Source organism: Paenibacillus sp. MAH-35, assembly GCF_058135425.1.
The window spans coordinates 197,339-218,086 of the sequence record NZ_JBYUPU010000010.1 but is presented as its reverse complement, the minus strand read 5'-3'; the positions used below and the strand labels follow the sequence as shown (position 1 = coordinate 218,086).

16 protein-coding genes are annotated in these 20,748 nt (G+C 56.5%); 10 read left to right on the top strand and 6 right to left on the bottom strand.

Features of this window, described 5'->3' with window-relative positions:
* Positions 1–491: 491 nt before the first annotated feature.
* Together AC3Y2E_RS13775 and AC3Y2E_RS13770 are read right to left on the bottom strand one after the other, a co-directional pair.
* On the bottom strand, positions 492–1,751 hold the full coding sequence (locus AC3Y2E_RS13775; RefSeq protein ID WP_379211136.1) for an Acg family FMN-binding oxidoreductase: 1,260 nt from the start codon (positions 1,749–1,751) through the stop codon (positions 492–494).
* Positions 1,726–2,322: a TetR/AcrR family transcriptional regulator gene (locus AC3Y2E_RS13770; protein ID WP_379211134.1), complete on the bottom strand. Its 597-nt coding sequence runs from the start codon at positions 2,320–2,322 to the stop codon at positions 1,726–1,728. The genes AC3Y2E_RS13775 and AC3Y2E_RS13770 overlap by 26 nt, the downstream gene beginning before the upstream one ends.
* Before the next feature lie 238 nt (positions 2,323–2,560).
* On the opposite strand from AC3Y2E_RS13770, the gene AC3Y2E_RS13765 reads away from it, so the two are divergent.
* The 8 genes from AC3Y2E_RS13765 (at position 2,561) to AC3Y2E_RS13730 (ending at position 13,316) form a co-directional block, all read left to right on the top strand.
* Entirely contained in the window at positions 2,561–3,100 is a 540-nt protein-coding gene (locus AC3Y2E_RS13765) for an NADPH-dependent FMN reductase (protein WP_379211132.1), read from the top strand.
* Positions 3,101–3,425: 325 nt separating this feature from the next.
* Positions 3,426–4,460, top strand: coding sequence for an agmatine deiminase family protein (locus AC3Y2E_RS13760; RefSeq protein ID WP_379211130.1), 1,035 nt, complete (start codon positions 3,426–3,428; stop codon positions 4,458–4,460).
* Between the two features lie 30 nt (positions 4,461–4,490).
* Positions 4,491–5,366: an N-carbamoylputrescine amidase gene (gene aguB, locus AC3Y2E_RS13755; protein WP_379211128.1), complete on the top strand. Its 876-nt coding sequence runs from the start codon at positions 4,491–4,493 to the stop codon at positions 5,364–5,366.
* Positions 5,367–6,177: 811 nt separating this feature from the next.
* Complete coding sequence (locus tag AC3Y2E_RS13750; RefSeq protein WP_379211126.1) at positions 6,178–7,473, top strand: MFS transporter; 1,296 nt, start codon at positions 6,178–6,180, stop codon at positions 7,471–7,473.
* 24 nt (positions 7,474–7,497) lie between these two features.
* Entirely contained in the window at positions 7,498–8,424 is a 927-nt protein-coding gene (locus AC3Y2E_RS13745; protein ID WP_379211123.1) for a polysaccharide deacetylase family protein, read from the top strand.
* Between the two features lie 298 nt (positions 8,425–8,722).
* Positions 8,723–11,041 (top strand): ATP-dependent DNA helicase, encoded by a 2,319-nt coding sequence (locus AC3Y2E_RS13740; RefSeq protein WP_379211121.1) that lies wholly within the window; start codon positions 8,723–8,725, stop codon positions 11,039–11,041.
* A 490-nt stretch (positions 11,042–11,531) separates the two neighbouring features.
* Positions 11,532–11,966 carry a helical membrane plugin domain-containing protein gene (locus AC3Y2E_RS13735; protein ID WP_190923805.1) on the top strand — a complete coding sequence of 145 codons (435 nt, stop codon included), beginning with the start codon at positions 11,532–11,534 and terminating at the stop codon, positions 11,964–11,966.
* Between the two features lie 171 nt (positions 11,967–12,137).
* On the top strand, positions 12,138–13,316 hold the full coding sequence (locus AC3Y2E_RS13730; RefSeq protein ID WP_190923804.1) for an NAD(P)/FAD-dependent oxidoreductase: 1,179 nt from the start codon (positions 12,138–12,140) through the stop codon (positions 13,314–13,316).
* A gap of 544 nt (positions 13,317–13,860) precedes the next feature.
* Here the strand turns inward: AC3Y2E_RS13730 and AC3Y2E_RS13725 are convergent.
* Positions 13,861–15,057 carry a YeiH family protein gene (locus AC3Y2E_RS13725; RefSeq protein WP_379211117.1) on the bottom strand — a complete coding sequence of 399 codons (1,197 nt, stop codon included), beginning with the start codon at positions 15,055–15,057 and terminating at the stop codon, positions 13,861–13,863.
* A gap of 212 nt (positions 15,058–15,269) precedes the next feature.
* On the opposite strand from AC3Y2E_RS13725, the gene AC3Y2E_RS13720 reads away from it, so the two are divergent.
* Positions 15,270–16,163, top strand: coding sequence for a LysR family transcriptional regulator (locus AC3Y2E_RS13720; protein WP_379211115.1), 894 nt, complete (start codon positions 15,270–15,272; stop codon positions 16,161–16,163).
* A 135-nt stretch (positions 16,164–16,298) separates the two neighbouring features.
* Here AC3Y2E_RS13720 and AC3Y2E_RS13715 read toward each other — a convergent pair whose 3' ends face one another.
* Positions 16,299–16,661, bottom strand: coding sequence for a VOC family protein (locus tag AC3Y2E_RS13715; RefSeq protein WP_379211113.1), 363 nt, complete (start codon positions 16,659–16,661; stop codon positions 16,299–16,301).
* A gap of 217 nt (positions 16,662–16,878) precedes the next feature.
* On the opposite strand from AC3Y2E_RS13715, the gene AC3Y2E_RS13710 reads away from it, so the two are divergent.
* On the top strand, positions 16,879–17,628 hold the full coding sequence (locus AC3Y2E_RS13710) for a DUF4097 family beta strand repeat-containing protein (RefSeq protein WP_379211111.1): 750 nt from the start codon (positions 16,879–16,881) through the stop codon (positions 17,626–17,628).
* A gap of 102 nt (positions 17,629–17,730) precedes the next feature.
* Here the strand turns inward: AC3Y2E_RS13710 and AC3Y2E_RS13705 are convergent, their stop codons facing one another.
* Both AC3Y2E_RS13705 and AC3Y2E_RS13700 read right to left on the bottom strand, forming a co-directional pair.
* On the bottom strand, positions 17,731–18,786 hold the full coding sequence (locus tag AC3Y2E_RS13705; protein ID WP_379211108.1) for a potassium channel family protein: 1,056 nt from the start codon (positions 18,784–18,786) through the stop codon (positions 17,731–17,733).
* Positions 18,787–18,928: 142 nt separating this feature from the next.
* Positions 18,929–20,746 carry an ABC transporter ATP-binding protein gene (locus tag AC3Y2E_RS13700; protein WP_379211106.1) on the bottom strand — a complete coding sequence of 606 codons (1,818 nt, stop codon included), beginning with the start codon at positions 20,744–20,746 and terminating at the stop codon, positions 18,929–18,931.
* Between the last annotated feature and the right edge of the window lie 2 nt (positions 20,747–20,748).

Genomic DNA, 20,748 nt, shown 5'->3' with positions numbered 1-20,748 from the left:
CTCCTTCCCTCCTTCTGAGCTAAGGTGGCCCGAAAGGGAGTTGGCCGATGACTCGGCCCATCTTTAACCCCAGGATAAGCTCTGAAATGATATCCGTGCAAAAGGAGATCTGCATTCGTTTCCTCCTGAAAAGGGGCAGTTCGATGGTTAACGAATCGTATCGGGCTTATGGGCTGAATAACGACGTTTATGCAGGCTAACGAATCCGGGTATCGTTATCGAGCCGAAAGTGGAAAAAACCGACCCCGATTTGCGGGAATAACGATACAAGAGTTCGTTACAAATTCAAACGCCCGCATTCGGCTCTGATAACGAATGCTGGGTTCGTTAGCCGTACCATCGCATGGAAGAAAACACGACTGAGGGCGAGCGGCTGGAGCAATGGTGCCCGTTCCCTTCCACATGCAACGATTTGCACGTCAAAGAACCGTCCGGACGCTTTTCCGGACGGTTTTCGTTAAGTGACAGGAGACTCCGTACTATGCATCCGCTTAGGTCGGCAGAAGCACATCGCCGATCGGACGTCTCGGGCTTTTGAGCGCGGGCTCCAGCTCGTAGCCGATCCGGAACGTAAACACGGCGGCGTTAGCCGGAGCTGGAGTCGGAGCCGGAGCGGGATAACCCGCCGTCAGCTCTTTCAGGGCCCGGCCGAAACGGGCGTCGCTCCCGAGCGCTTCCTCGCGGTCTGCCCGCTCGTGGATTTGATTGAGCGGCTGAACGGCGAGGCCGTCGCGCACCGCCCTAAGGTGCATCCGCTGCCATAAACGGCCGGCGTGGAGCAGTCCGGCGACGTCGCGCTGATCGGGAATGAGAATGATGCCGAAGGCCGATGCGGTCGGTACCTGGACCAGCCGGGTGGACGTGAGCCAATAGGCGTCGGACTGTTCGTTCGACAAGTTCGGCAGCGTTTTGCCAAGCGTGCGGGCAAAAGCGGAATTGCCGGACGCATCGATCGTAACGCCGTCGGCCGACTGCTGCAGCTGCTTCCAATTATGACGGAACCACCGGTTGCTGTCCCGGGACTGGTCCGGATCTTGCGTAATCGCCTCCGTCGCCTCGACGATCAGTTGTCCGATCCGGGTTTTGTCCTCATCCGATTGCAGCCAGATCGTCCGGTGGGCTGCGTTATCCCCGCCCTCGGAGAGCGCGCGCAGCTGATCGGCCCCAACCTGGCGGCCGACGTCGTAAGCGGACCGGTTCGTATGCCGCAGCGGAATGTACTCGTGCAATTCGGACGACAGCCCGGTTCCCTGGCTTAGCCGTAAGGAGGCGATATGCGCCGGGTTGCCCGGGTCGGGCACATAGGCAATCTCCGCCTTCAAGCCGTGCGCGGCGGCGGTGATGCTCATATTCTCCAGCGCGCAGCCGAGGCCGATATGCATTTCGCGCAGCAGCGGGTCCATGGCGCCCAAGTTGCGCGAAGGGTCGGCGAACAGATCGACCTGATCCGGAGTGATCCGGAACAGCCACGGCTGCGAGTTGTGCGGAGACGAGGCGAGTATGGCGGCCCTCACGATGGACCGCTCCGCATCCTGCCCTTCGGAGTCCCAGTCGTCCCACGGCTCGTAAGCCGGGCCCTTGCCTGCCGAGAATACGCCTTGGCTGGACATCCTCCATACGCCGCCTCCCATCAGCAGAACGGCCCCGGCCGCCGCCACTTTGATGAAGGTGCGGCGGTTGACGCCTTTCGTTGTCTCGGCTTCCGGCTTGGCTTCTTCTTCTTGCTTACCCGATCGACGCTGAGTCTTCATCGTGCAGATCTCCTTTAATGAAGTAAGGTTGCATGAGCCGTTGTACGAGCCGGATGCCTTCCCGCATATGGGGGCGGTCGACGGCTTGGCCGGACAGCTCCAGAAAGGTCAGCCAGTTGCTGACAATAATCCAGCAGGCGGTTTGCACCTCCCGCATTTCTTCGGGATCGGCCGGTTTCCGGAGGATGCCGTCTTCGAAAAACGGCTCGAAAAACAGCGCCTGCTCCGTTATTCGGCGGCGGTACACCGCGTTACAGGTTTCGCGAAGCGATTCATCTTGTCCCAGCAGGGCGACCTGCTCCCGGTGAAAAAAACGGTACTCCCACAGCAGGGAGAAGTTGCGCTCAAGCACGGCCTCCAGATCGCTCCAGCGGACAGGGCGGCCGCCGGGCGGCTCCCATACCCGGTCCCAGTCTTCCATCATTTGCCGCAGCAGACTTTCGATAATGTCCGCTTTGTTGTGATAATGATAATACAAGTTGCCGGGACTGACGCCGGCATGCTCCGCGATATGATTTGTCGAGACGGAAGCGGTTCCGTGCAGGTTAAAGAGCTGAAGGGCGGTTTGCAAGATTCGCTGCTTCGTGGATAAAGGCTGAGGCAGGGGCGGACCCTCCCAATATCGAATTAGAGTAATTGCTCTAATGATAGGTAAATAGTGGGTATCTGTCAAGCTGAACACCTCCAGACTATAGTTCGCTAGAATTAGTTTTGCCGCTTATCCTCCTGGCCAAGTTGACTTCACAATCTAAAGTTACTATACTATTATAAGTAAAATCTATTATAATTACTGGTTGGAGGTTGGCATCATGAAAGTAGTAGCCATCGTAGGAAGCATTCGCAAAGAATCTTATAACCGGAAACTGGCCGAATATGTCCGTGATCGGTATCAGGACCGCTTCGAGCTTGAGATATTGAGCCTTCGTGAGCTCCCGTTTTACGATCAGGATATCGAGAACGAGCCGATCGCAGCCGTTCGGGATTTCAAGAGCAAGGTCGCGGAAGCGGACGCCGTTCTCTGGGTGATACCGGAATATAACGGCACGATTCCCGGCGTGCTCGGCAACGCAATCGACTGGATGTCGCGCATTGACCGCGTTCTTCTCGGGAAACCGTCGTGGATCATGGGCGCGTCGATGGGCAACCTCGGAACCGTTAAGGCTCAGATGAGTCTGCGCTCCACTTTGTTCGCTCTCCAATCTCCGCTTCTTCCGGGTAATGAAGTGTATGTCGGCGCGGTGCACGAGAAGATCGACGCTGCGGGCAACCTGACTCATGAGCCGACCGTCAAGTTTCTGGATTCCGTCGTCGACAACTTTATCGCTTGGTACAACCGCCTCCCTCGCTAAGAGGAGCGGACGACCCGGCCCGGCAGCCCGCTGCCGGGCTTTTTGCCGTTGCGCCAGAAAGTTTAAAATTACTAAGTTGGCAGGGCTTCGAAGCGTTGCTTTAAAAATGCAAAATGGGAGTTTCTGTACCATGAATAGCTGCCGCTTGCGCAGGGCCATTCATCGTAGCAAAAGCTTCGTTTAGTAGCTTTCTAATCGTTCACAAAATATGCCGGTCCCCTGCAAGCGGCAATGCGTTGAGATCGGGGGCGTTTTCGTATATGATGTTATAGAAAAATGGGCTTGACCCGACCAAGATGACTATACGATAAAGCGAGCTGATTCCATGTATCCACATACGTTAACTTATAAAATGCCTGCCGAATGGGCGGAGCATGAGCGCACGTTTATTTCCTGGCCGGTGCAGGCGTCCATGGTATATCCGGACCAATACGACCGGGTCTGTGACGGCTATGCGCAGATCGTGAAGGCGATCGCCGAGTTCGAGCCGGTGACCGTTATAGTGAATCCGGACGATGCCGAGCGGGTTGGACGATATTTTGACGTGCCGAACGTGGAGCTTCTGCCGATTCCGCATAATGACGCCTGGTTCCGCGACAACGGACCGACCTTCGTCGTGAATCCCGAAGGGGATGTGGCCGGCGTGAACTGGAAGTTCAACGCATGGGGCGGCAAATACGCGCCGTGGGATCTGGACGACGGGGTAGCCCCGCAAATTTTGGAGCGCTACGGCGTCCGGCGGTTTGACGCGCCTCTGGTGATGGAAGGCGGTTCGATCCATACCGACGGCGAGGGGACGATTCTGACGACCGAGGAGTGTCTGCTCCATCCGAACCGGAACCCCGATTTGTCGAAGGAGAACATCGAGGACTATTTGAGCAAGTTCGTGAACGCGGATAAGGTGATCTGGCTGAAACGTGGATTAAGCGGAGACGAGACGGACGGGCATGTGGACAATATCGCCTGCTTCGCCGCCCCCGGCACGATCATCATTCAAGTATGCGAGGATCCCGAGGACGACAACTATGCGATTACGCAGGAAAACTTGAAGCTGCTGAGCGAAGCGGTGGATGCCCAAGGCCGGCCGTTCGAAATCATCAAGATCCAGCAGCCTCCGATGGCCGAGTACGAAGGAAGCCGTCTGACGCTCAGTTATTTGAACTTCTACTTCGTCAACGGCGGCATCATCCTGCCGGTATTCGGCGGAGAGGCGGCGGAGACGGACCGGCTTGCCGAGCAGACGCTTCAGGCAGCATTCCCGGAGCGGCGCATCCGCACGGTCGACGGCATGGCGATTATCCGCGAGGGCGGCAACGTTCACTGCACGACGCAGCAGATGCCCGTTCTCCCCCGCAAATAAATCAGGCTAGGATAAGAAGGAGGATTCCCAATGAGAACCATTAAAGTAGCTGCGACCCAGATGAGCTGCTCTACAAATATAGAAGAGAATATTAGCAAAGCCGATGCGCTGGTGAGACAAGCTGCCGCGCAAGGCGCGCAAATTATTCAGCTGCAGGAGCTGTTCGAGACGCCGTACTTCTGTCAGAAGGAAAAAGCGGACTATTACGTCTACGCGACCGAGCTGGAGCAAAACAAGGCGATCAACCACTTCAAAGAGTTGGCCCGGGAGCTTCAGGTTGTGCTGCCGATCAGCTTTTACGAGAAAAAAAATTACGCCCGCTACAACTCGCTCGCGGTCATCGACGCCGACGGCAAGGTGCTCGGCAAATACCGCAAAAGCCATATTCCGGACGGTCCGGGCTATGAGGAGAAATTTTACTTTAATCCGGGCGATACGGGTTTTAAGGTATGGAACACGCGTTACGCCAAAATCGGGGTAGGCGTATGCTGGGACCAGTGGTATCCGGAGGCGGCGCGGTGCATGGCGCTTATGGGCGCCGAGCTGCTGTTCTATCCGACGGCGATCGGTTCCGAGCCGCAGGACGGCTCGATCGATTCGAAGGATCACTGGCAAATGTGCATGCGCGGCCATGCCGCTTCCAACCTGATGCCGGTCATCGCATCGAACCGGGTCGGCGTCGAGAGCGACGAAGATTCTTCGATCACGTTTTACGGCTCTTCGTTTATCGCGGGCCCGCAAGGCAACAAAGTGGCGGAAGCGGGTCGGACGGAGGAGACGGTGCTCGTCGCCGAATTCGACCTGGACCAGCTCGAGACGCAGCGGATCGAATGGGGGATTTTCCGCGACCGGAGGCCGGATCTGTACAAAATGATCGCTTCGTATGACGGAGATATTACGATTTAAGGAAAGCTGCGCTCCTCTAGATTGTGCGATAGAAGTACCGCTAAGGCGTTGTCATCCGGCGCCGGCGGTACTTTTATTGTTGTCCGAAACATAGGTGCCGCATCGCAAGGGAATGATCCTTTTTTTGTAACAAATGTAGTAAACTATGAGGGGAGGGGGTCATCCAATAGCGGGCAAACCCATCTCCTGACACAGGATTAGGTCTTACTTTGTCAAAAAAGACTTTCGGGGCTCTAAATTGCAATCGAGTGGGGTGCGTTTGGCGGCGGAAAAAAAAGGGGTTAAGAGCTGCTAAAAGCTCCTATTTCGTCGAAAATCAGGGCGAGGGTAGAAATAGAAGGTTCAAACAGCTCTTATTGGTTTGGAATAGCCTGTTTCTTTGGCAGGGAGGCTCTACTGTAACCAGCTAGGGAGCCGGAAGCTGGATAAGGGTGGCGCCGGAACCCCTGGAACTCGCCGAACCCTGGAACCCAGAACCCCGGAACCCCTATTCGACGGATTCATGCTAAACTTGAGAATTGATAGCGTTTGCATAGAATATAATGAACAATCAATTCGGGAGGACGGTAAAGACAGACCAAGTGAAACAGAGCGGATAGAACGCAGATAGAGAAAAACAGAGCAACAGAGCAGCAGGGCAACGGAGCAATGGAGCAAAGGAGCAAAGGAACGGCAGATCAACAAGAGCAGCAGACTAACAGAGAAACAGCGCAAAACAGCTTGACGGGGGTTACCAGTGCCCGTCCTAAACAAATCAATCAAACCCAACCCAAAAGCCACCCCCCTATCCGGTATCCAAGGAGCGGATCGAATGCTCAAAAAGCTGATGAACTCCCCGACGACGTATGCGCTCGGCATGTTCGCGATGATGATTCCGACCCAGGCTTTCAGCTCGTTCTACAGCTACTTTTACGTGGAGAAGCTCGGACTCGGCGTCGGTCTCGCCACCTTGGCCCGGGTCATCTATCTGATCTGGGACGCGGCCAACCAGCCGCTGTTCGGGTATTTGTCGGATCGGACGCGAACCCGGTGGGGACGGCGCAAGCCGTGGATCGTCTCCTCGATTCCGCTGTTTATGGCGACGTTCATTATGGTGTTTGCGGTGCCGGACGGATTGTCGGGTTTTAGTTTGTTTGGCTGGTTTGTTGTGGCGCTAGTTTTGTTTGAGGGCGTGTCGACCATCATCTGGGTGAACTACGGAGCGCTCTTCCCCGAGCTGTTCCGGGGCGACCGGGCTAGGGCGAAAGCTTCCGCGGTCCAGCAAGGGTACCAGATCGCTGCTATCCTGATCGCGTCGGTGTTGACGCCAATTCTGTTCGCGGCTATCGGATTCGGGTACATGTCGGTCGTGTTCGCCGCCGTATTCGCCTTATTTATGATCGGATTCGTCGTGACGACCCAGGAGAACAAGCAAGCCAGCGTCGAGCCGCCCTTGCCGATTATGGAAGCGTTCCGCTCGACTTTACGGAACAAGCAGTTCTGGATATTCAACATCGCCAATTCCTTCGCTCAGACGGTAAACGGGCTGCTCGGCTCGTCCATCCCGTTTTACGCCAAATACGTTCTGCACGTACCGGAACCGCAAGTATCGCTGCTGCTGGCCAGCGTATTCGTGCCTGTCATTCCGCTAGTGGCGGTCTGGTACTGGATCGTCCGCAAGCTCGGGGGGCTGAGGGGATGGCGTCTGTCTCTGATCGCCTACGGACTCTCCGTCATTCCGCTATGGTTTGCGACCGGACTCGGCACCGGCATCGCGGCGGGTATCGTCGTCGGTTTCGGTCTGGCCGGGTTTCTCGTCACGCCGCCGGTGGTTACGGGACAAATTATCGACCAGGATTACGAGCAAACGGGCAGCCGCAGGGAGGGCGTGTACACGGCGGTCGGCGGTTTTATAACCCGCTCCAGCGGACTGATCTCGGCGCTGGCGTTCTGGATCGTGGGCATGATCTTCGGCTACGTGAGCGGCGAAAATCCGGGACCCGATCCGGAGTCGACCTTCCGGTATCTGATCAGCGTCGTTCCGCTTTGTCTGCTGGCCGTCTCGATGATCATCTCTTTCTTTCTCCCCAGACTGCCGGGCGGCGGCAGCGGGCTAGGGAAACAGTAGCTATACGGGAGGATACCGCACCTAATGAGCAAACATCTGATTATCAATTGCGACGACTTCGGCCAAAGCACGGCCGCGAATCAGGCGATCATTCATCTGTTGGAGGAGGGCAAAGTATCTTCGGCGACGATCATGCCTCCCGCCCCGGCGTTTGAAGCGGCGGCGGCCTGGTGCAGAGACAGAGGGAAGGGGCGCGCGCAAGTCGGCCTCCATCTGACCTTAACGAGCGAGATCGATGGACTGCGCTGGAAAAGCCTGACCGGTCTTCCTTCTCTTCACGACGAGAGCGGCTTCATGCACCGGACAGTAGCCGAGTTCGAGCGGAAGGCGGTTACGCGGGACGTCGTCGCCGAGATGCGGGCGCAGTTCGAAGCCGTGAAGCAGGCCGGCATTGCAATCACTCACGTAGACAACCATATGGGCAGCCTGTACGGGATGGCCACGGGGCGGAGCCATATTCCGCAGGTGATGCTGCAATGCTCCAGACGGGGCTTGCCGTTTCGCTTGTTCCGCCGCATCCACAGCAAGGACAAGTTGCTCGCTTCGATTCCCCACGCCGAGCGGATGCTCGCTCCCGCCGTCGCGCTGGCCGACGTCCTCGGCGTTGCCGTGCCGGACTATTTGCTGTCGCACTCGTATCATATCGAGGAAGGGGAGACGTACGAATCGTTCAAGCGGATGCTGATCGACAAGCTGTACGATCTGCCGGAAGGTGTGAGCGAGACGTACATTCACCCGGCGGTGGACGACGACCGGCTGCAAGCCGTCATTCCCTCGTGGACGAAGCGGGTGTGGGAGTACAAGCTGATGTTCGATCCCGATTTTGCCCATGCCCTGCGTGATGCTAAAGTAACGTTGACCGACTATAGATACGTCCGGGAGCACAGACGGCAATCCCGAATCCGCTCGGCGGGGACGCTGCTGAAGTCATTGATGAGCCGTAAAAAATGAAGCGAAATGCCTGCCGGAAACCCCGGCCCGGTACCGCCGCCCGTGCTGCATCCGGTGCCAGTTGGTTGCGCTGCATGACGCAGTCGGCAGCACCTCCCCTCCTCCGCACGAGGCCAATTGGCCTGCACCCGCCCATGCTGCTTGCGAAAGCGGCTTTTTCGTTTTGCGCCCGCATCGGAGAAGTGGAAGCCGGCTCGATTTCGCAGCTCATACGGGGTATAATGGACATAACCAAGGCGAACGTATGTTTTATTGCAGATTGCAGGGGCGCCTAAACAATCGAGCGGCAGGTGAGGACATGTCCGAGCAGATCGTCTACATTTCCGTGCGGGCGCTTGTGGAATACGCCTATCTCGGGGGCAGCATCGAGGCGGGCTTCCAGTCCGGAGCTCCGCTGACGGAAGGTACGAAGGCGCACCGGGTCATTCAGCACACTTACAAGGAAACGGACCGCAAAGAAGTGTATGTGCAGGGCGAGATCCCGTACGGCGGGCTGGTATTTCAACTGGACGGGCGCTGCGACGGGCTCCTTGGCGGGGAAGACGGGACGTATACGATCGACGAGATCAAGTCCACCTCCCGCGACCTGGAGCTGATCGGGGAGGATACGCATCCCGTACATTGGGCGCAGGCGTTATGTTATGCGTATCTGTATGCCCAAGCCGAACAGCTCGGACATATGCGAGTGCGTCTAACTTACATCCACCGGAAGACGGAGGAGCAGAAACGGTTCGAACGGTCGGCCGGATTCGAAGAGCTGGAGTCGTTCGTCCGGGGCCTTGTGGAGACGTACGCCCCCTATGCCGTCCTGCAGACGGACCACGCCCGCCGCAGAGACCGCTCCATCAAGGAGCTGGCGTTTCCGTTCGAATCTTACCGGCAAGGACAGCGCAACTTCGCCGCGGCGGTATACAAGTCGATAGCGGACAAGAAAAGGTTGTTCGCGAGAGCTCCGACCGGTACGGGCAAAACGATCTCCACGCTGTTTCCTTCCGTCAAGGCGATTGGGGAGGGGCTGCTGCAGCGCTTTTTCTATGTGACGGCGAAGACGACGACGCGGACCGCTGCGGAGGAAGCCTTTGCGTTCATGCGCTCCAAGGGGCTTCATATGCGCTGCGTGACGCTGACGGCCAAGGAGAAGATCTGTTTCAAGGAAGAGACGATCTGCCATAAAGATCATTGCGAATACGCGGACGGTTACTACGACCGGATACAGGGAGCGATTCTGGATCTGCTGTCGGAGCAGAACGCAATTACCCGGGAGGTTATAGAGACGTATGCGCGCAAGCACCGGGTGTGCCCGTTCGAATATTCGCTTGATGCCGCCTACGCCGCGGATGCGGTCATCTGCGATTATAATTATGTATACGATCCCCGGATCGCGCTGAAGCGGTTGTTCGAGGAGCAGCGGAGACGAACTGCGGTGCTGGTCGACGAGGCTCATAACCTGGTGGACCGGGGGAGAGAGATGTACTCCGCCGCTTTGACGAAGGCGCCTTTTCTCGAACTGAAGCGGCTGGCCAAAGGACTGAGCCCGGCGCTCCACGATGCGGCCAAAGCGGTGAACAACGCGTTCATCCAGCTTCGCAAGGAGCATGCCGAGCAGAAGCATGCGGTCTTTCAGGAGGCGCCGATCCTGCTGCTCCCGCTTCTGGAGTCGTTTGCCGGGATCGCCGAGGCGGAGCTGGCGGGCCCCTCATCGGCAGAGCTCCGGCCGCTGCTGACGGATACGTATTACGCGGTCCAGTCTTTTATCCGAACATTCGGTTATTATGACGAGAAATATATAACTTATGCGCTGTTCGAGAGAAGCGACGTGACGGTGAAGCTCTTCTGTCTCGACCCGTCGGGGCTGCTCCGGCAGATGGGGAAAGGGTATCGCTCGCACGTCTCGTTCTCGGCGACGCTTGCGCCGCTGGCGTATTACCGGGATATGCTCGGCGGGGATGCGGACGATTACACGATGGCGATCCCGTCGCCGTTCCATAAGGAACAGCTGGACGTGCTGCTGCTGCCTCTGTCTACCCGCTACCGCGACCGGGAACGCTCTTATGCGCCGATCGCCAATCTGTTGCACCGGGTTACGAGGGAGCGGGCGGGCAATTACCTTGTATTTTTCCCGTCCTATGAATATATGAATGAGGTTGTGGCCCGGTTTGCCGAGCGCGAGCCGGCCGGTCCGGTACTCGTACAGAGCGGAGGCATGTCCGAGGAGGAGCGGGATGCGTTTCTGGGGGCGTTCCGGGAGGACGCCGAGCTGCCGACTACCGGCTTCGCGGTTATGGGCGGCGTTTTCTCCGAAGGGATCGACCTGACGGGCGACCGGCTGACCGGGGTCGTGATCGTCGGTGTAGGACTGCCTCAGCTTGGGCTGGAGCGCGATTTAATCAAACGGTATTTCGACGAGACGGGGAAGAGCGGGTTCGACTACGCGTACAAATTCCCGGGCATGAATAAAGTGCTGCAAGCCGGAGGGCGGCTGATCCGCACCGAGACGGACCGCGGAACGCTCGTGCTCGTCGACGACCGGTTCCTTCAACCGGGGTACCGCGTGATGCTGCCGGACGAGTGGAAGCCGGTTCAACTGGTCGGCGAGGACGGGAGAGACCGCCGATAGGTAGGCCAGGGTCGCCCTCGAGAAGGAAAGCGCCGGCATAACGATGCCGCCCGAAGATGCCCCTGGCGAATAACCCCCGCTAAGGGGGAAGAACGGCAGGAAAAACAGGTTCGGACACAAAATATTCACAATTGTCGAAAATTGTTTTTTCCCAATTTTACAGAAGAGGGTATAATAAGAATCACATAGAGTTCCGTCTGTACCTGTTCCTGCTCACCGGCACAGAAAGACATGATTATGCGGCTTGAACGCCTGAACGACCAACCGGGAAGCGCCTAACGGCCGCGTTCCGGCCGTATTTGTGAAAAATGGTACAAATACGCAGGTATTCGAGAATTTCTATCGCTAACTTACGGATTTACTCGTTAAACGGGGCTTGTTCTCCGGTTTACACCGTTTCTCTTGCGAAGAAGCGTCACGTCTACCTGGCTTGAACAGGGATTGGAACAAAACAGGGCTTCTATTTTAATGCAAAGGAGGACGTTTACTAATGTCACAAACATCCACGCAAGAAGCGGCGCTTACTTCCGCTCCCGCGGCACCACAAACGGATGTGCTCGATCAACTGATGAAACCTGAGGTGCAGCAATCGCTAACGGTATTGGTCGAGAACTTGCCGAAACTGGCCGAGATGGTCACGATTTTGACGAAAACGTATGATGTCGTCCAAAACGTCGTAACCGACAAAGTACTGATTGATGATCTGAAAGTAGGTATGGAGGAGTTCGTGAAGCCGATAGCGGATAAAGCTAAAGGCGTCGCCGCCGCCGCGATTGAAGCTAACGACCGCACTCAAGCGGAAGCGAGCACAATCGGGCTGTTCGGACTGCTCAAAATGCTGAAAGACCCGCAAGTTCAGCAAACGCTTCGCTTCGCTCAAGCTTTCCTGGAAGTGCTCGGCGAGCGCAAAAATCAAAACGGCTGATTCCCGGCCGCAGCGACACAAAAGGCGTATGGATTCGATTAGCCGCTTTTTTTGCGGTAATTTTTCATTTCCCGGTATGGAAAGCTTGATGTCGCTTCCGGGCGATCAAGCAAGGCTGCGTGTTCATCTTGGTTTTCCCAAAACGCGCAAATCAGGACGGAGGATAACAGTATGTCGAAGCAAATAGTAATTTTGGGCGGCGGCTACGGCGGTTTGCTCGCTGCATTGACGACGCGCAAATATATGTCGGCTGAAGAGGCTACGATTACAGTCGTCAATCGTTTCCCGACTCACCAGATCATTACGGAGCTGCACCGTCTTGCTGCTGGCAGCCTGAACGAGAAATCCGTGGCGCTTCCGCTGGAGAAGCTGCTGCGCGGCAAACAAATCAATCTGATGATTGATACGGTTCAAGAAATTACCCCGGATCAGAAGCAAGTGAAGCTGGCCGGCGGCGCTTTCCTCCGTTACGACGTTCTGGTCGTAGCGATGGGCAGCGAAACGGCATTTTTCGGTATCCCGGGACTGCAGGAGCACAGCTTCACGCTGAAGTCGGTTAGCGACGCCAACAAGCTCCGCGCCCACATCGAAGCAAGCATCGAAAAATATAGCAAAACTAGCGACAAAGCCGACGCTACGTTCGTTGTCGGCGGCGGCGGTCTGACCGGTATCGAGCTCGTTGGTGAACTCGCGGACATGCTGCCTCAGCTGTGCAGCAAATATGCGGTCGACTTCAGCGAAATTTCGTTGTATTGCGTAGAAGCAGCTCCTTCCATCCTGGCCGGATTCGCGCCTGATCTCGTGCAGCGCGCGCAAACGAGCCTGGAGAAGCGCGGCGTAGAGTTCCTGACCGGACTTCCGATTACGGAAGTGAAGCCGGGCGAGGCGTTCCTCAAAGACGGCCGTTCGATCGTAACGAACACGATCGTATGGACCGGCGGCGTACAAGGCAACTCGGTTGTCGCAAACTGTGGCATCGAAGTCAACCGCGGCCGTGCTACCGTAACGGAAGGCTTGCAATCGACTTCGCATCCTGACATCTTCGTGGCAGGCGACAGCGCTGTCGTGATGAGTCCGGAAGGCCGTCCGTTCCCGCCAACCGCTCAGCTTGCTTGGCAAATGGGCGAAACGATCGGCTACAACATCTTCGCTTACTTCAAAGGCGCGACGATGAACACGTTCCAGCCGGTATTCTCCGGTACGCTGGCCAGCCTGGGCCGCAAAGACGCGATCGGAACGATCGGCGGCAACCAGACGAAGCTGAAAGGCGCGCTGGCTACGTATATGAAGGAAGCGAGCAACATTCGCTACCTGAGCCATATCAACGGTTTGTTCACGCTGGCTTATTAATCGGCTGCGATGAGAAAAGGGTGCCCTCGGGCACCCTTTTTTTCGTAGGGAGTATGTGTAAGTTTTCAGTAAGGCTGTCCCTATGCTGGAGTGAAATGAGGGGCTTCCTTAAAAGAAAAGGAGCCTTACCCCCTTAGTTAAGGGAGGCGGCTTGGTGTAGCAATGGAGGGAATATTCCTATTCAAGATTCGCCGAAAGTCAACGGTTATTCATAGGTGAAGCGGAAGAGTTACTTCCGTTATTCCCGCGATGTACGTTACTTTCACGCAATAGCGGAAGTTTGGTTTCCGTTATTTCGGTTTTTTTGGGGGATACGGGCGATTATCCTGGAAATAGCGGAACAAAGGGTTCCGCTATACGTCGAATTCCTGCTGCAAAAATCAGATAACGGAAGTATTACTTCCGGAAGAAACTTCACAGGCTGCGGGTTGAAGTCGATTGCTGCAACAAACGTATGGACTTGCACGCCAATAAACTGTCCGGACGCGCGTATCCTGGCGGGGTTTTCTTGGAGCAAGCAATCCGCAGACAACTGCAGCCCCACTCAGATAGTAAGGTAAGTCAATACAGACAGCAGAACCGACGTAACGGTCATCGCCAGCAAAGGCTTCAACGCTTTCGTACGGAGCTGCTTCAGATTGACGTTCAGGCCGAGTCCGACCATGGCCATCGACAGAAGTACGGTAGTAACGAGAGATACGCCATCCAGAACCGAAGCCGATACGGGAATGTAGTCGCCGAGCACATAACTGCCGATAACGCTCATCGCGATAAAGCCGACCATAAACCACGGGAACTCCACTTTGGTCCCGGACTGATACGTCCCGGAACGTTTCTTCCAGCCGATCAGCAGCAAACAGAGCGGAACGAGCAGGAACACGCGTCCCAGCTTGGCAAGCAGTCCCGTCGCGAGCGCGTTCGGTCCCCCGGGCTCGGCCGCCAGCGCCACATGGGCGATCTCGTGAAGGCTGACGCCGGACCACGCTCCGTATTGGTCCGGTGTTAACGGCAGCAGCGGCATCAACAGCGTATAAGCAACGGCGAATAGGGTGCCGACCAAGGCGATCATACCGGCGCCGATCGCCGTGTCCTCGTCCTTGGCGTTCATGATTGGAGAGACGGCCGCAATGGCCGCCGCACCGCAGATGCCCGTGCCGATCCCGACCAGCAGCGTTAAGGCCGAGTCGGCTTTCAGACGTTTGCCGATCCAGACGGTGAGCGCGATGGCGAATGCGATCGTGGCCGCGTCGCGGACCAGCAGGCCCAGCCCTTCATTCAACACCACGTCGATGTTCAGCTTCAGTCCGAACAGGACGATAGCGAGCCGCAGCAGCGTTTTCGAAGAGAAGCGGATGCCCGCCCGGAGCGGCTCCGGATACCCGCGAAAATGACGGTAAGCAACGGCGACGCCGATCGCGCAGGCTAACGGGCCGGCCCTGTTGAAACCGGGTAATTGGGCGAGCCCCCAGCCCAGCATAGCGAGCACAAAGGTAAACGCTACTCCGTACGCCCACAGCCGATATGACGCTGTTGCGGTTGTGCCGGCATGCCGCTGCGTGGTCTTCTCCGATGGGGGAGCGTCAGATCCAGCGTTTCTCCCCGTAGTTTTTGCCGTTTCTTCGGCTTGTCGTGCATAGGAAGCCGACGCCGCGTCCGGGCGTGTATCCGGCGTCTTGTCCGTTCGATGGTAGGTGAGATCAGGCTTTACGCCCGGTGCCATCCTTCTGTTGGGTACAGTCATTCTGAGCACCTCCGGTTTCGTCACCTTCAGCATACGGCGTTCATTGAAATAAGGGAAATAAATCGTTATGATATAAACGATAAGTTTTAACTTATGGTTGGATGGGGTTTTGAGATGGATGGTCAGATTATCGGATTCTCGATCCTCTTCACCGGGCGATGCGGTTGCGATAATCAGTTGACGATGACATGACATTGCGGGGGGGAGTTCGGATGGATCAGGCACTGCTTGTCTTTATTACGGTCGCGGAGAAAAAGAACTTCACCCGGGCGGCGGAAGAGCTGCATATGACGCAGCCGGCGGTCAGCCAATATATCCAGATGCTCGAGCGAAACGCCGGAACGAAGCTGCTTGACCGCAGCAGCAAGCACGTTCAGCTGAACAAAGCCGGCGAGATCGTCTACCACCACGCCAAAGAAATCGTCGGATTATATTCGCGCATGCAGTACCTGGTCGACGATCTGCTGCACAAGGCTACCGGGCCATTGGCGATCGGGGCGAGCTATACGTTCGGGGAGTATGTGCTTCCGCGTATTATCGCCAGACTGCAGGAGCAGTATCCTTTGATCCAACCGGCGATCACGATCGGCAATACGAAGGATATCTCGGAGGGGGTAGCCGGAAATGAGCTTGAGATCGGTATCGTCGAAGGCGAATTTCGTCATGAGAAGCTGCAAATCGAGCCTTTTGCGGAGGATCTGATGGATGTCATGGTGTCGTCCGCCCATCGACTGGCCGGGCAGGAGCCGGTGGCAATCACGGACTTGGCGGAGGAGACCTGGATCGTACGGGAGTCCGGCTCGGGGACTAGAGATGCGGTGGAATCGATGTTCGCCAGGCTTGGATTCAGACCGAGGTCGTTTATGGAATTCGGCAGCAACCAGCTGATCAAAGAGTCGGTAGAGGCGGGGCTCGGCATTACGCTGCTATCGAGATGGGCCGTCCGCAAAGAAATCGCCCTTGGCACTTTGAAGCGATTGCACGTACAGGGAACCCCCGTTGCGCGCCGGTTTTATTTGATCACTCCCGCAACGAAGTTCCACACCCGGGCCGCGGATGTGTTCCGGGAGCTGCTGCTGCAGGACCGGGCTTCGATTCCGCTCTGATGACATGCCGGAGCATACGTATGTGCGGAACTGCCCGCAGCCCGGGAGATCACCGCGAAGCGTTCAGGTCACCTTTTCATCTTTACACCGATTCATGCCGTCCCTCCATCCGGAAGCGGCTGCTTGCCGAACCGTTCAGCCTTTCAACAAAAACGAATTCCCTTCCTCATCCACAAATGCAACGTAGGTGCCCCACTGCATCGTTTTCGGCTCCCCTTGGAATAAAACCCCGTTGCGCTTCATCGTCTCGTAAGTTGCGCCAATGTCCTCGCAGTCAAATACGAGGGACGGCTTCAGCTCGCTCCAGTTGTCCATCATACTTCGCGGATAGATAATGAGCGCCGTTTCCGCGCCAAACGGAGCGACCTCGATCCAGCTTCCGGAAGCGCCCATCGGCGTTTCCCTCACAATATGGAATCCGGCTTTCTCCGACCAGAATGCTTTGGCGCGCTGCTGGTCTTCTACGTATATGGCCGCCGTTGCAATTTTGGTAATCACCTGCGAATCCCTCCTGTCCATTCCTAGTATGCCACCAAGCGCAACGTAACATTATGCTCACCTCACGCCCCGGCGGTTCGGTCCGCAGCCGTACGGCCACTCGACCTCAGACCGGGTTCCAATACATTCCGAAGTCCGTAGAGCGGGGGAGGGGGCAATGGTATGATGGTAACAGTGAACAACAGGGAGAGAATCAAGAACATTAGGAGTGACGGATATGTGGAAACGTTGGGGGCTGCCGGTATTGCTGGCGGGAATGATCGGGATAACGGGCTGCGGCTTCGCTATGAAAGAAGGGAAGAGGGAGCTGGAACTTCCCGCACAATCGATAGAAACGCTTCAAGTGGATACCGCGTCCGGCGACTTTACGATAAAAGGCGACGATCAGGCGGATTCGATCCGGGCAGTCGCTACGATTCGCAGCGCCCAGGGGGCGGAGGATAAAGCGGTGGTGTTTACGCTCGAGAAGGACGGCAAGACGGCCAAGCTCGCCTCCCGATTCAAGTCGGAGTTCGGCTTCAACAACCGGTCGATGGATATTACGGTGACGGTGCCGTCCAAGCTGAACGTGACGGTAGACGACGAATCGGGTGACTTGCACATTTCGGATATACAAGGAGACGTCAGCATCATCGATCAATCCGGAGATATGGTGGTTAAAGGCGTCCAAGGCAAGATCGAGATCAAGGACCAGTCCGGGGATATCGAATTGACCGGCTCTTCCGGCGACGTGAAGATCGACGACCAATCGGGTGATATGAAGATCCGCAATCATACCGGCGATGTAACGATCAACGACGAGAGCGGAGAGATCGAGCTTCGCGATATCAACGGCAGCGTCGTCATCGATGACGAGAGCGGCGACATCATCATCCGGGGCGTGGAGAAGGACGTTACGATACGCAGCGACGGATCGGGCGGCGTAGAGGTCAGCGACGTGAAGGGATCCTATACGAACAAAGAGTAATACGGGTAGAAACGATCGGATGAAGGAACTGAGAGTGAGAACTGAAATCAGATCGAATCCGATATAATGGGAGCAGGAGAGCGGATAAAAGCCCTCCTGCTTTTATTTTAAACTTGCGCCGCTGGGGGTTCCACCGATCAAGCGTGTATACGTCTCGCTGTCGCAGATAACAAACAGCTTGGCGTCTTCGGGAATCGGCTCATCCAGTCGTCGGCTGACGTTAAGGTTGTCGCCATCAGAAAGCAAGGTTGCGCCTTCCTGCAGCAGTTCCTCGAAGGCGTCGCGGAACGTTTTCCATTGAGGACGTTTGCGGATCTCGTACAAATCGCCGCCATCGTGGCTTGTCAGCAACTGCGAGACAAGCCGTGACGCTCCGTGGTTGAAGGCGGAGCGCACCGCAAGCCGGGACACCGTCTCCGAGCCGACGATAAATTCATCTACTTTCACATGTGTAAAGTTCGGTATATTGTTCCGGTCCCTTACTTCCACAACGGTATGGACGTGTTGAAAGTATCGCTCGATCGTTGTGGCGATCAGCAGCGTTTTGCCGTCAATAAACGAGCTGTCCCGGATGAATAGCTGGTTTTCCGTCATATCGTCGGCGAATAAAAATACGGATCTCGCTTTGGATAGATTGGCGCTGTCCAGCGTCTCCCGCAGCACGGGATTGCCCTGAATATAGTGGACTCGTTCATCGGAGACAGGAGTTTTCGGGAGCTGGGCAATCAGGACGATCTCCGCTTCGGGGTCGCTTCGCCGAATTTCCTGTATGGCGAGTTCGGCGTGTTTGCTCCAATCGATCAGCACAAAGTGACTTTCGCCCGTGTAACGCAATTTGCCCTCCTCCTTTTTGCGGTGATATGCGAAGATGAAGTCGATCATCTTGCTGATAACAACGGATATAAGGCTGATCCCGAACAAGTACAGAAATATGCCAAGCAGCTTTCCGGGCACGGTGTGCGGATAAAAATCCCCATATCCGACCGTAGTGACCGTTGTCATCACCCACCAGAAGCCGTTAAACGGATTCTCGTAGGTTTCCGGCTCCAGCCAGTAGATCAAAAACGAGCTGAGCAGCAGGAGAAGACCGGCTGTTCCGAAAACGACCCGGTTGCTCATATGAATCATGCGTAGAAATAGTTTGCTGAAAAATAACATGCGAGCACCTCCGTAAAGGACGCCGGAAAGAACGGCCGTATGTCCGTTTGAAGGGAATTATAGCACAGATAAAGTGAATTGCGCGACGAACGTCTCGGCATCCCGGTAACCGTGCATGCGGAAGGTTGCGCTCTCTATAAAGCTAGGCCGGATTCGGTTCGCCCTGATCCTGCGGAAACTGCAAATCGTACAATCTGCGGTATTTGCCGTTTAGGGCGAGCAGTTGGTCGTGCGTGCCGGACTCGGCGATGGTGCCTCCGTCCAAGACGACGATCCGGTTGGCCGACTGGATGGTGGAGAGCCGGTGGGCGATGACGAGACACGTACGTCCGGCCAGCAGGCGGGATAATGCGTCCTGGATCAGGTGCTCGGACTCCGTATCGAGCGAGGCGGTCGCTTCGTCGAGCACGATCAGCCGCGGATTTTTCAAGATCGCACGGGCGATCGACAGGCGCTGTTTCTGGCCGCCCGACAGCTTCACGCCGCGTTCCCCAATCTCCGAGTCGTAGCCTCTGGGAAACGATGCGATAAAGTCGTGGGCGTTCGCCGCTTTGGCTGCCGCCGTAATCTCCTCTTCGGTCGCATCGGGCTTGCCGTAACGGATATTGTCGCGTACCGTACCGTTGAAAAGTACGATATCCTGCGACACGACGCCCATCTGCTCGCGCAGCGACTTTAGCGTAATGTCCTTCAGCTCGTATCCGTCCACCGTAATGAATCCTTGCTGCGGGTCATAGAAACGGGCGATCAGATGGGCGACGGTCGATTTACCCGCGCCGGACGGTCCGACCAGAGCAGTCACTTTGCCCGGATCGATCTCCAGATTGAAATCTTTCAAAACCTGCACGTCACTCGAGTAGGAAAACCCGACGCCGCGAAACCGGATATGGCCGCAGACGGGCGGGAGCGGGATCGCGTCCGGTTTTTCCGTCACCTGCGGTTTCGTCTCCAGCACCTCGGTAATACGCTCGTAGGCGGCGGCAGACTGCTGGATCGTATTCAGGATGCGGCTGAAGTGGCGGATCGGATTTTGCAGCAGCCGGAGATAGGCGAGAAAGGCGACGATCGTACCGACGGTCAGGTTGCCGCGGATTACCTGCCAAGCGCCGAATACGAGAACGGCGACCATCCCGAGGTAGTTCAGCAGATCGATGATCGGCTCGTAGACAGCCCGCAGCCGGACGGTGCGGAGGTTTGCTTTCATATTCGTTTCGCTTCGGACCGCGAACCGCTCGGACTCGTAATCTTCATTCGCAAACGATTTGATCACCCGGATGCCGCTTAACGTATCCTGCAGATGATTGCTTACTTCGGCCACGGATTGCTGGACGGTTTTGAACGAGGAACGGATCCGCTTGCTGAACATTCTCGTGGTGAACAGCATGAGCGGGAAGGTCGCGAGCATCAGCAGCGTTAACTGCCAATCCACGTAAAACATATATAGGGCGATAGCGGTAAAGGTGAACAGGTCGGTCGCAATCTGCATCATGCCGTTGGAGACGAGCTGCTGCAGCATGCCCACATCGCTCGTCACTCTGGACATCAGGTCGCCAGTCCGGTTGCGGTCATAGTAAGCCATGTCGAGGTTTTGCAGATGGCGGTACAGCTCATTGCGCAAATCGAAGATCGCACGTTGCCCCACGGCAGCCAGCGTAGTGCTGCTCCAATAGCCGAACAGTCCGAGCAATACCGCTGTCCCAAGCACGCCTCCGGCAATCCAGGGCAGTACCTGGTAGTCTTTCGCCGGAATCGCGACGTCGATCGTGTAGCGGGTGAGTTGCGGGATGACGAATTCAAGCAGCGAGTTGGCGATCAGGCAGACGAGTGCAAGCAGCAGAAGAGACCAATGCCCTTTAACGTGAAAAAACATCCGTTTGTACATATTCCGGATCGTCTTGTCTTTGATCTTCGTCGGCGGTCTGTCATCGTGCAGCCGCGTTCTTCCCCATCGGTTCTCCATCG

Coding starts and splice junctions, on each gene's coding strand:
- AC3Y2E_RS13775 (WP_379211136.1), bottom strand. CDS start 1,751: ATGAAGACTCAGCGTCGATCGGGTAAGCAAGAAGAAGAAGCCAAGCCG.
- AC3Y2E_RS13765 (WP_379211132.1), top strand. CDS start 2,561: ATGAAAGTAGTAGCCATCGTAGGAAGCATTCGCAAAGAATCTTATAAC.
- AC3Y2E_RS13760 (WP_379211130.1), top strand. CDS start 3,426: ATGTATCCACATACGTTAACTTATAAAATGCCTGCCGAATGGGCGGAG.
- aguB (WP_379211128.1), top strand. CDS start 4,491: ATGAGAACCATTAAAGTAGCTGCGACCCAGATGAGCTGCTCTACAAAT.
- AC3Y2E_RS13750 (WP_379211126.1), top strand. CDS start 6,178: ATGCTCAAAAAGCTGATGAACTCCCCGACGACGTATGCGCTCGGCATG.
- AC3Y2E_RS13745 (WP_379211123.1), top strand. CDS start 7,498: ATGAGCAAACATCTGATTATCAATTGCGACGACTTCGGCCAAAGCACG.
- AC3Y2E_RS13740 (WP_379211121.1), top strand. CDS start 8,723: ATGTCCGAGCAGATCGTCTACATTTCCGTGCGGGCGCTTGTGGAATAC.
- AC3Y2E_RS13735 (WP_190923805.1), top strand. CDS start 11,532: ATGTCACAAACATCCACGCAAGAAGCGGCGCTTACTTCCGCTCCCGCG.
- AC3Y2E_RS13730 (WP_190923804.1), top strand. CDS start 12,138: ATGTCGAAGCAAATAGTAATTTTGGGCGGCGGCTACGGCGGTTTGCTC.
- AC3Y2E_RS13725 (WP_379211117.1), bottom strand. CDS start 15,057: ATGACTGTACCCAACAGAAGGATGGCACCGGGCGTAAAGCCTGATCTC.
- AC3Y2E_RS13720 (WP_379211115.1), top strand. CDS start 15,270: ATGGATCAGGCACTGCTTGTCTTTATTACGGTCGCGGAGAAAAAGAAC.
- AC3Y2E_RS13710 (WP_379211111.1), top strand. CDS start 16,879: ATGTGGAAACGTTGGGGGCTGCCGGTATTGCTGGCGGGAATGATCGGG.
- AC3Y2E_RS13705 (WP_379211108.1), bottom strand. CDS start 18,786: ATGTTATTTTTCAGCAAACTATTTCTACGCATGATTCATATGAGCAAC.
- AC3Y2E_RS13700 (WP_379211106.1), bottom strand. CDS start 20,746: ATGGAGAACCGATGGGGAAGAACGCGGCTGCACGATGACAGACCGCCG.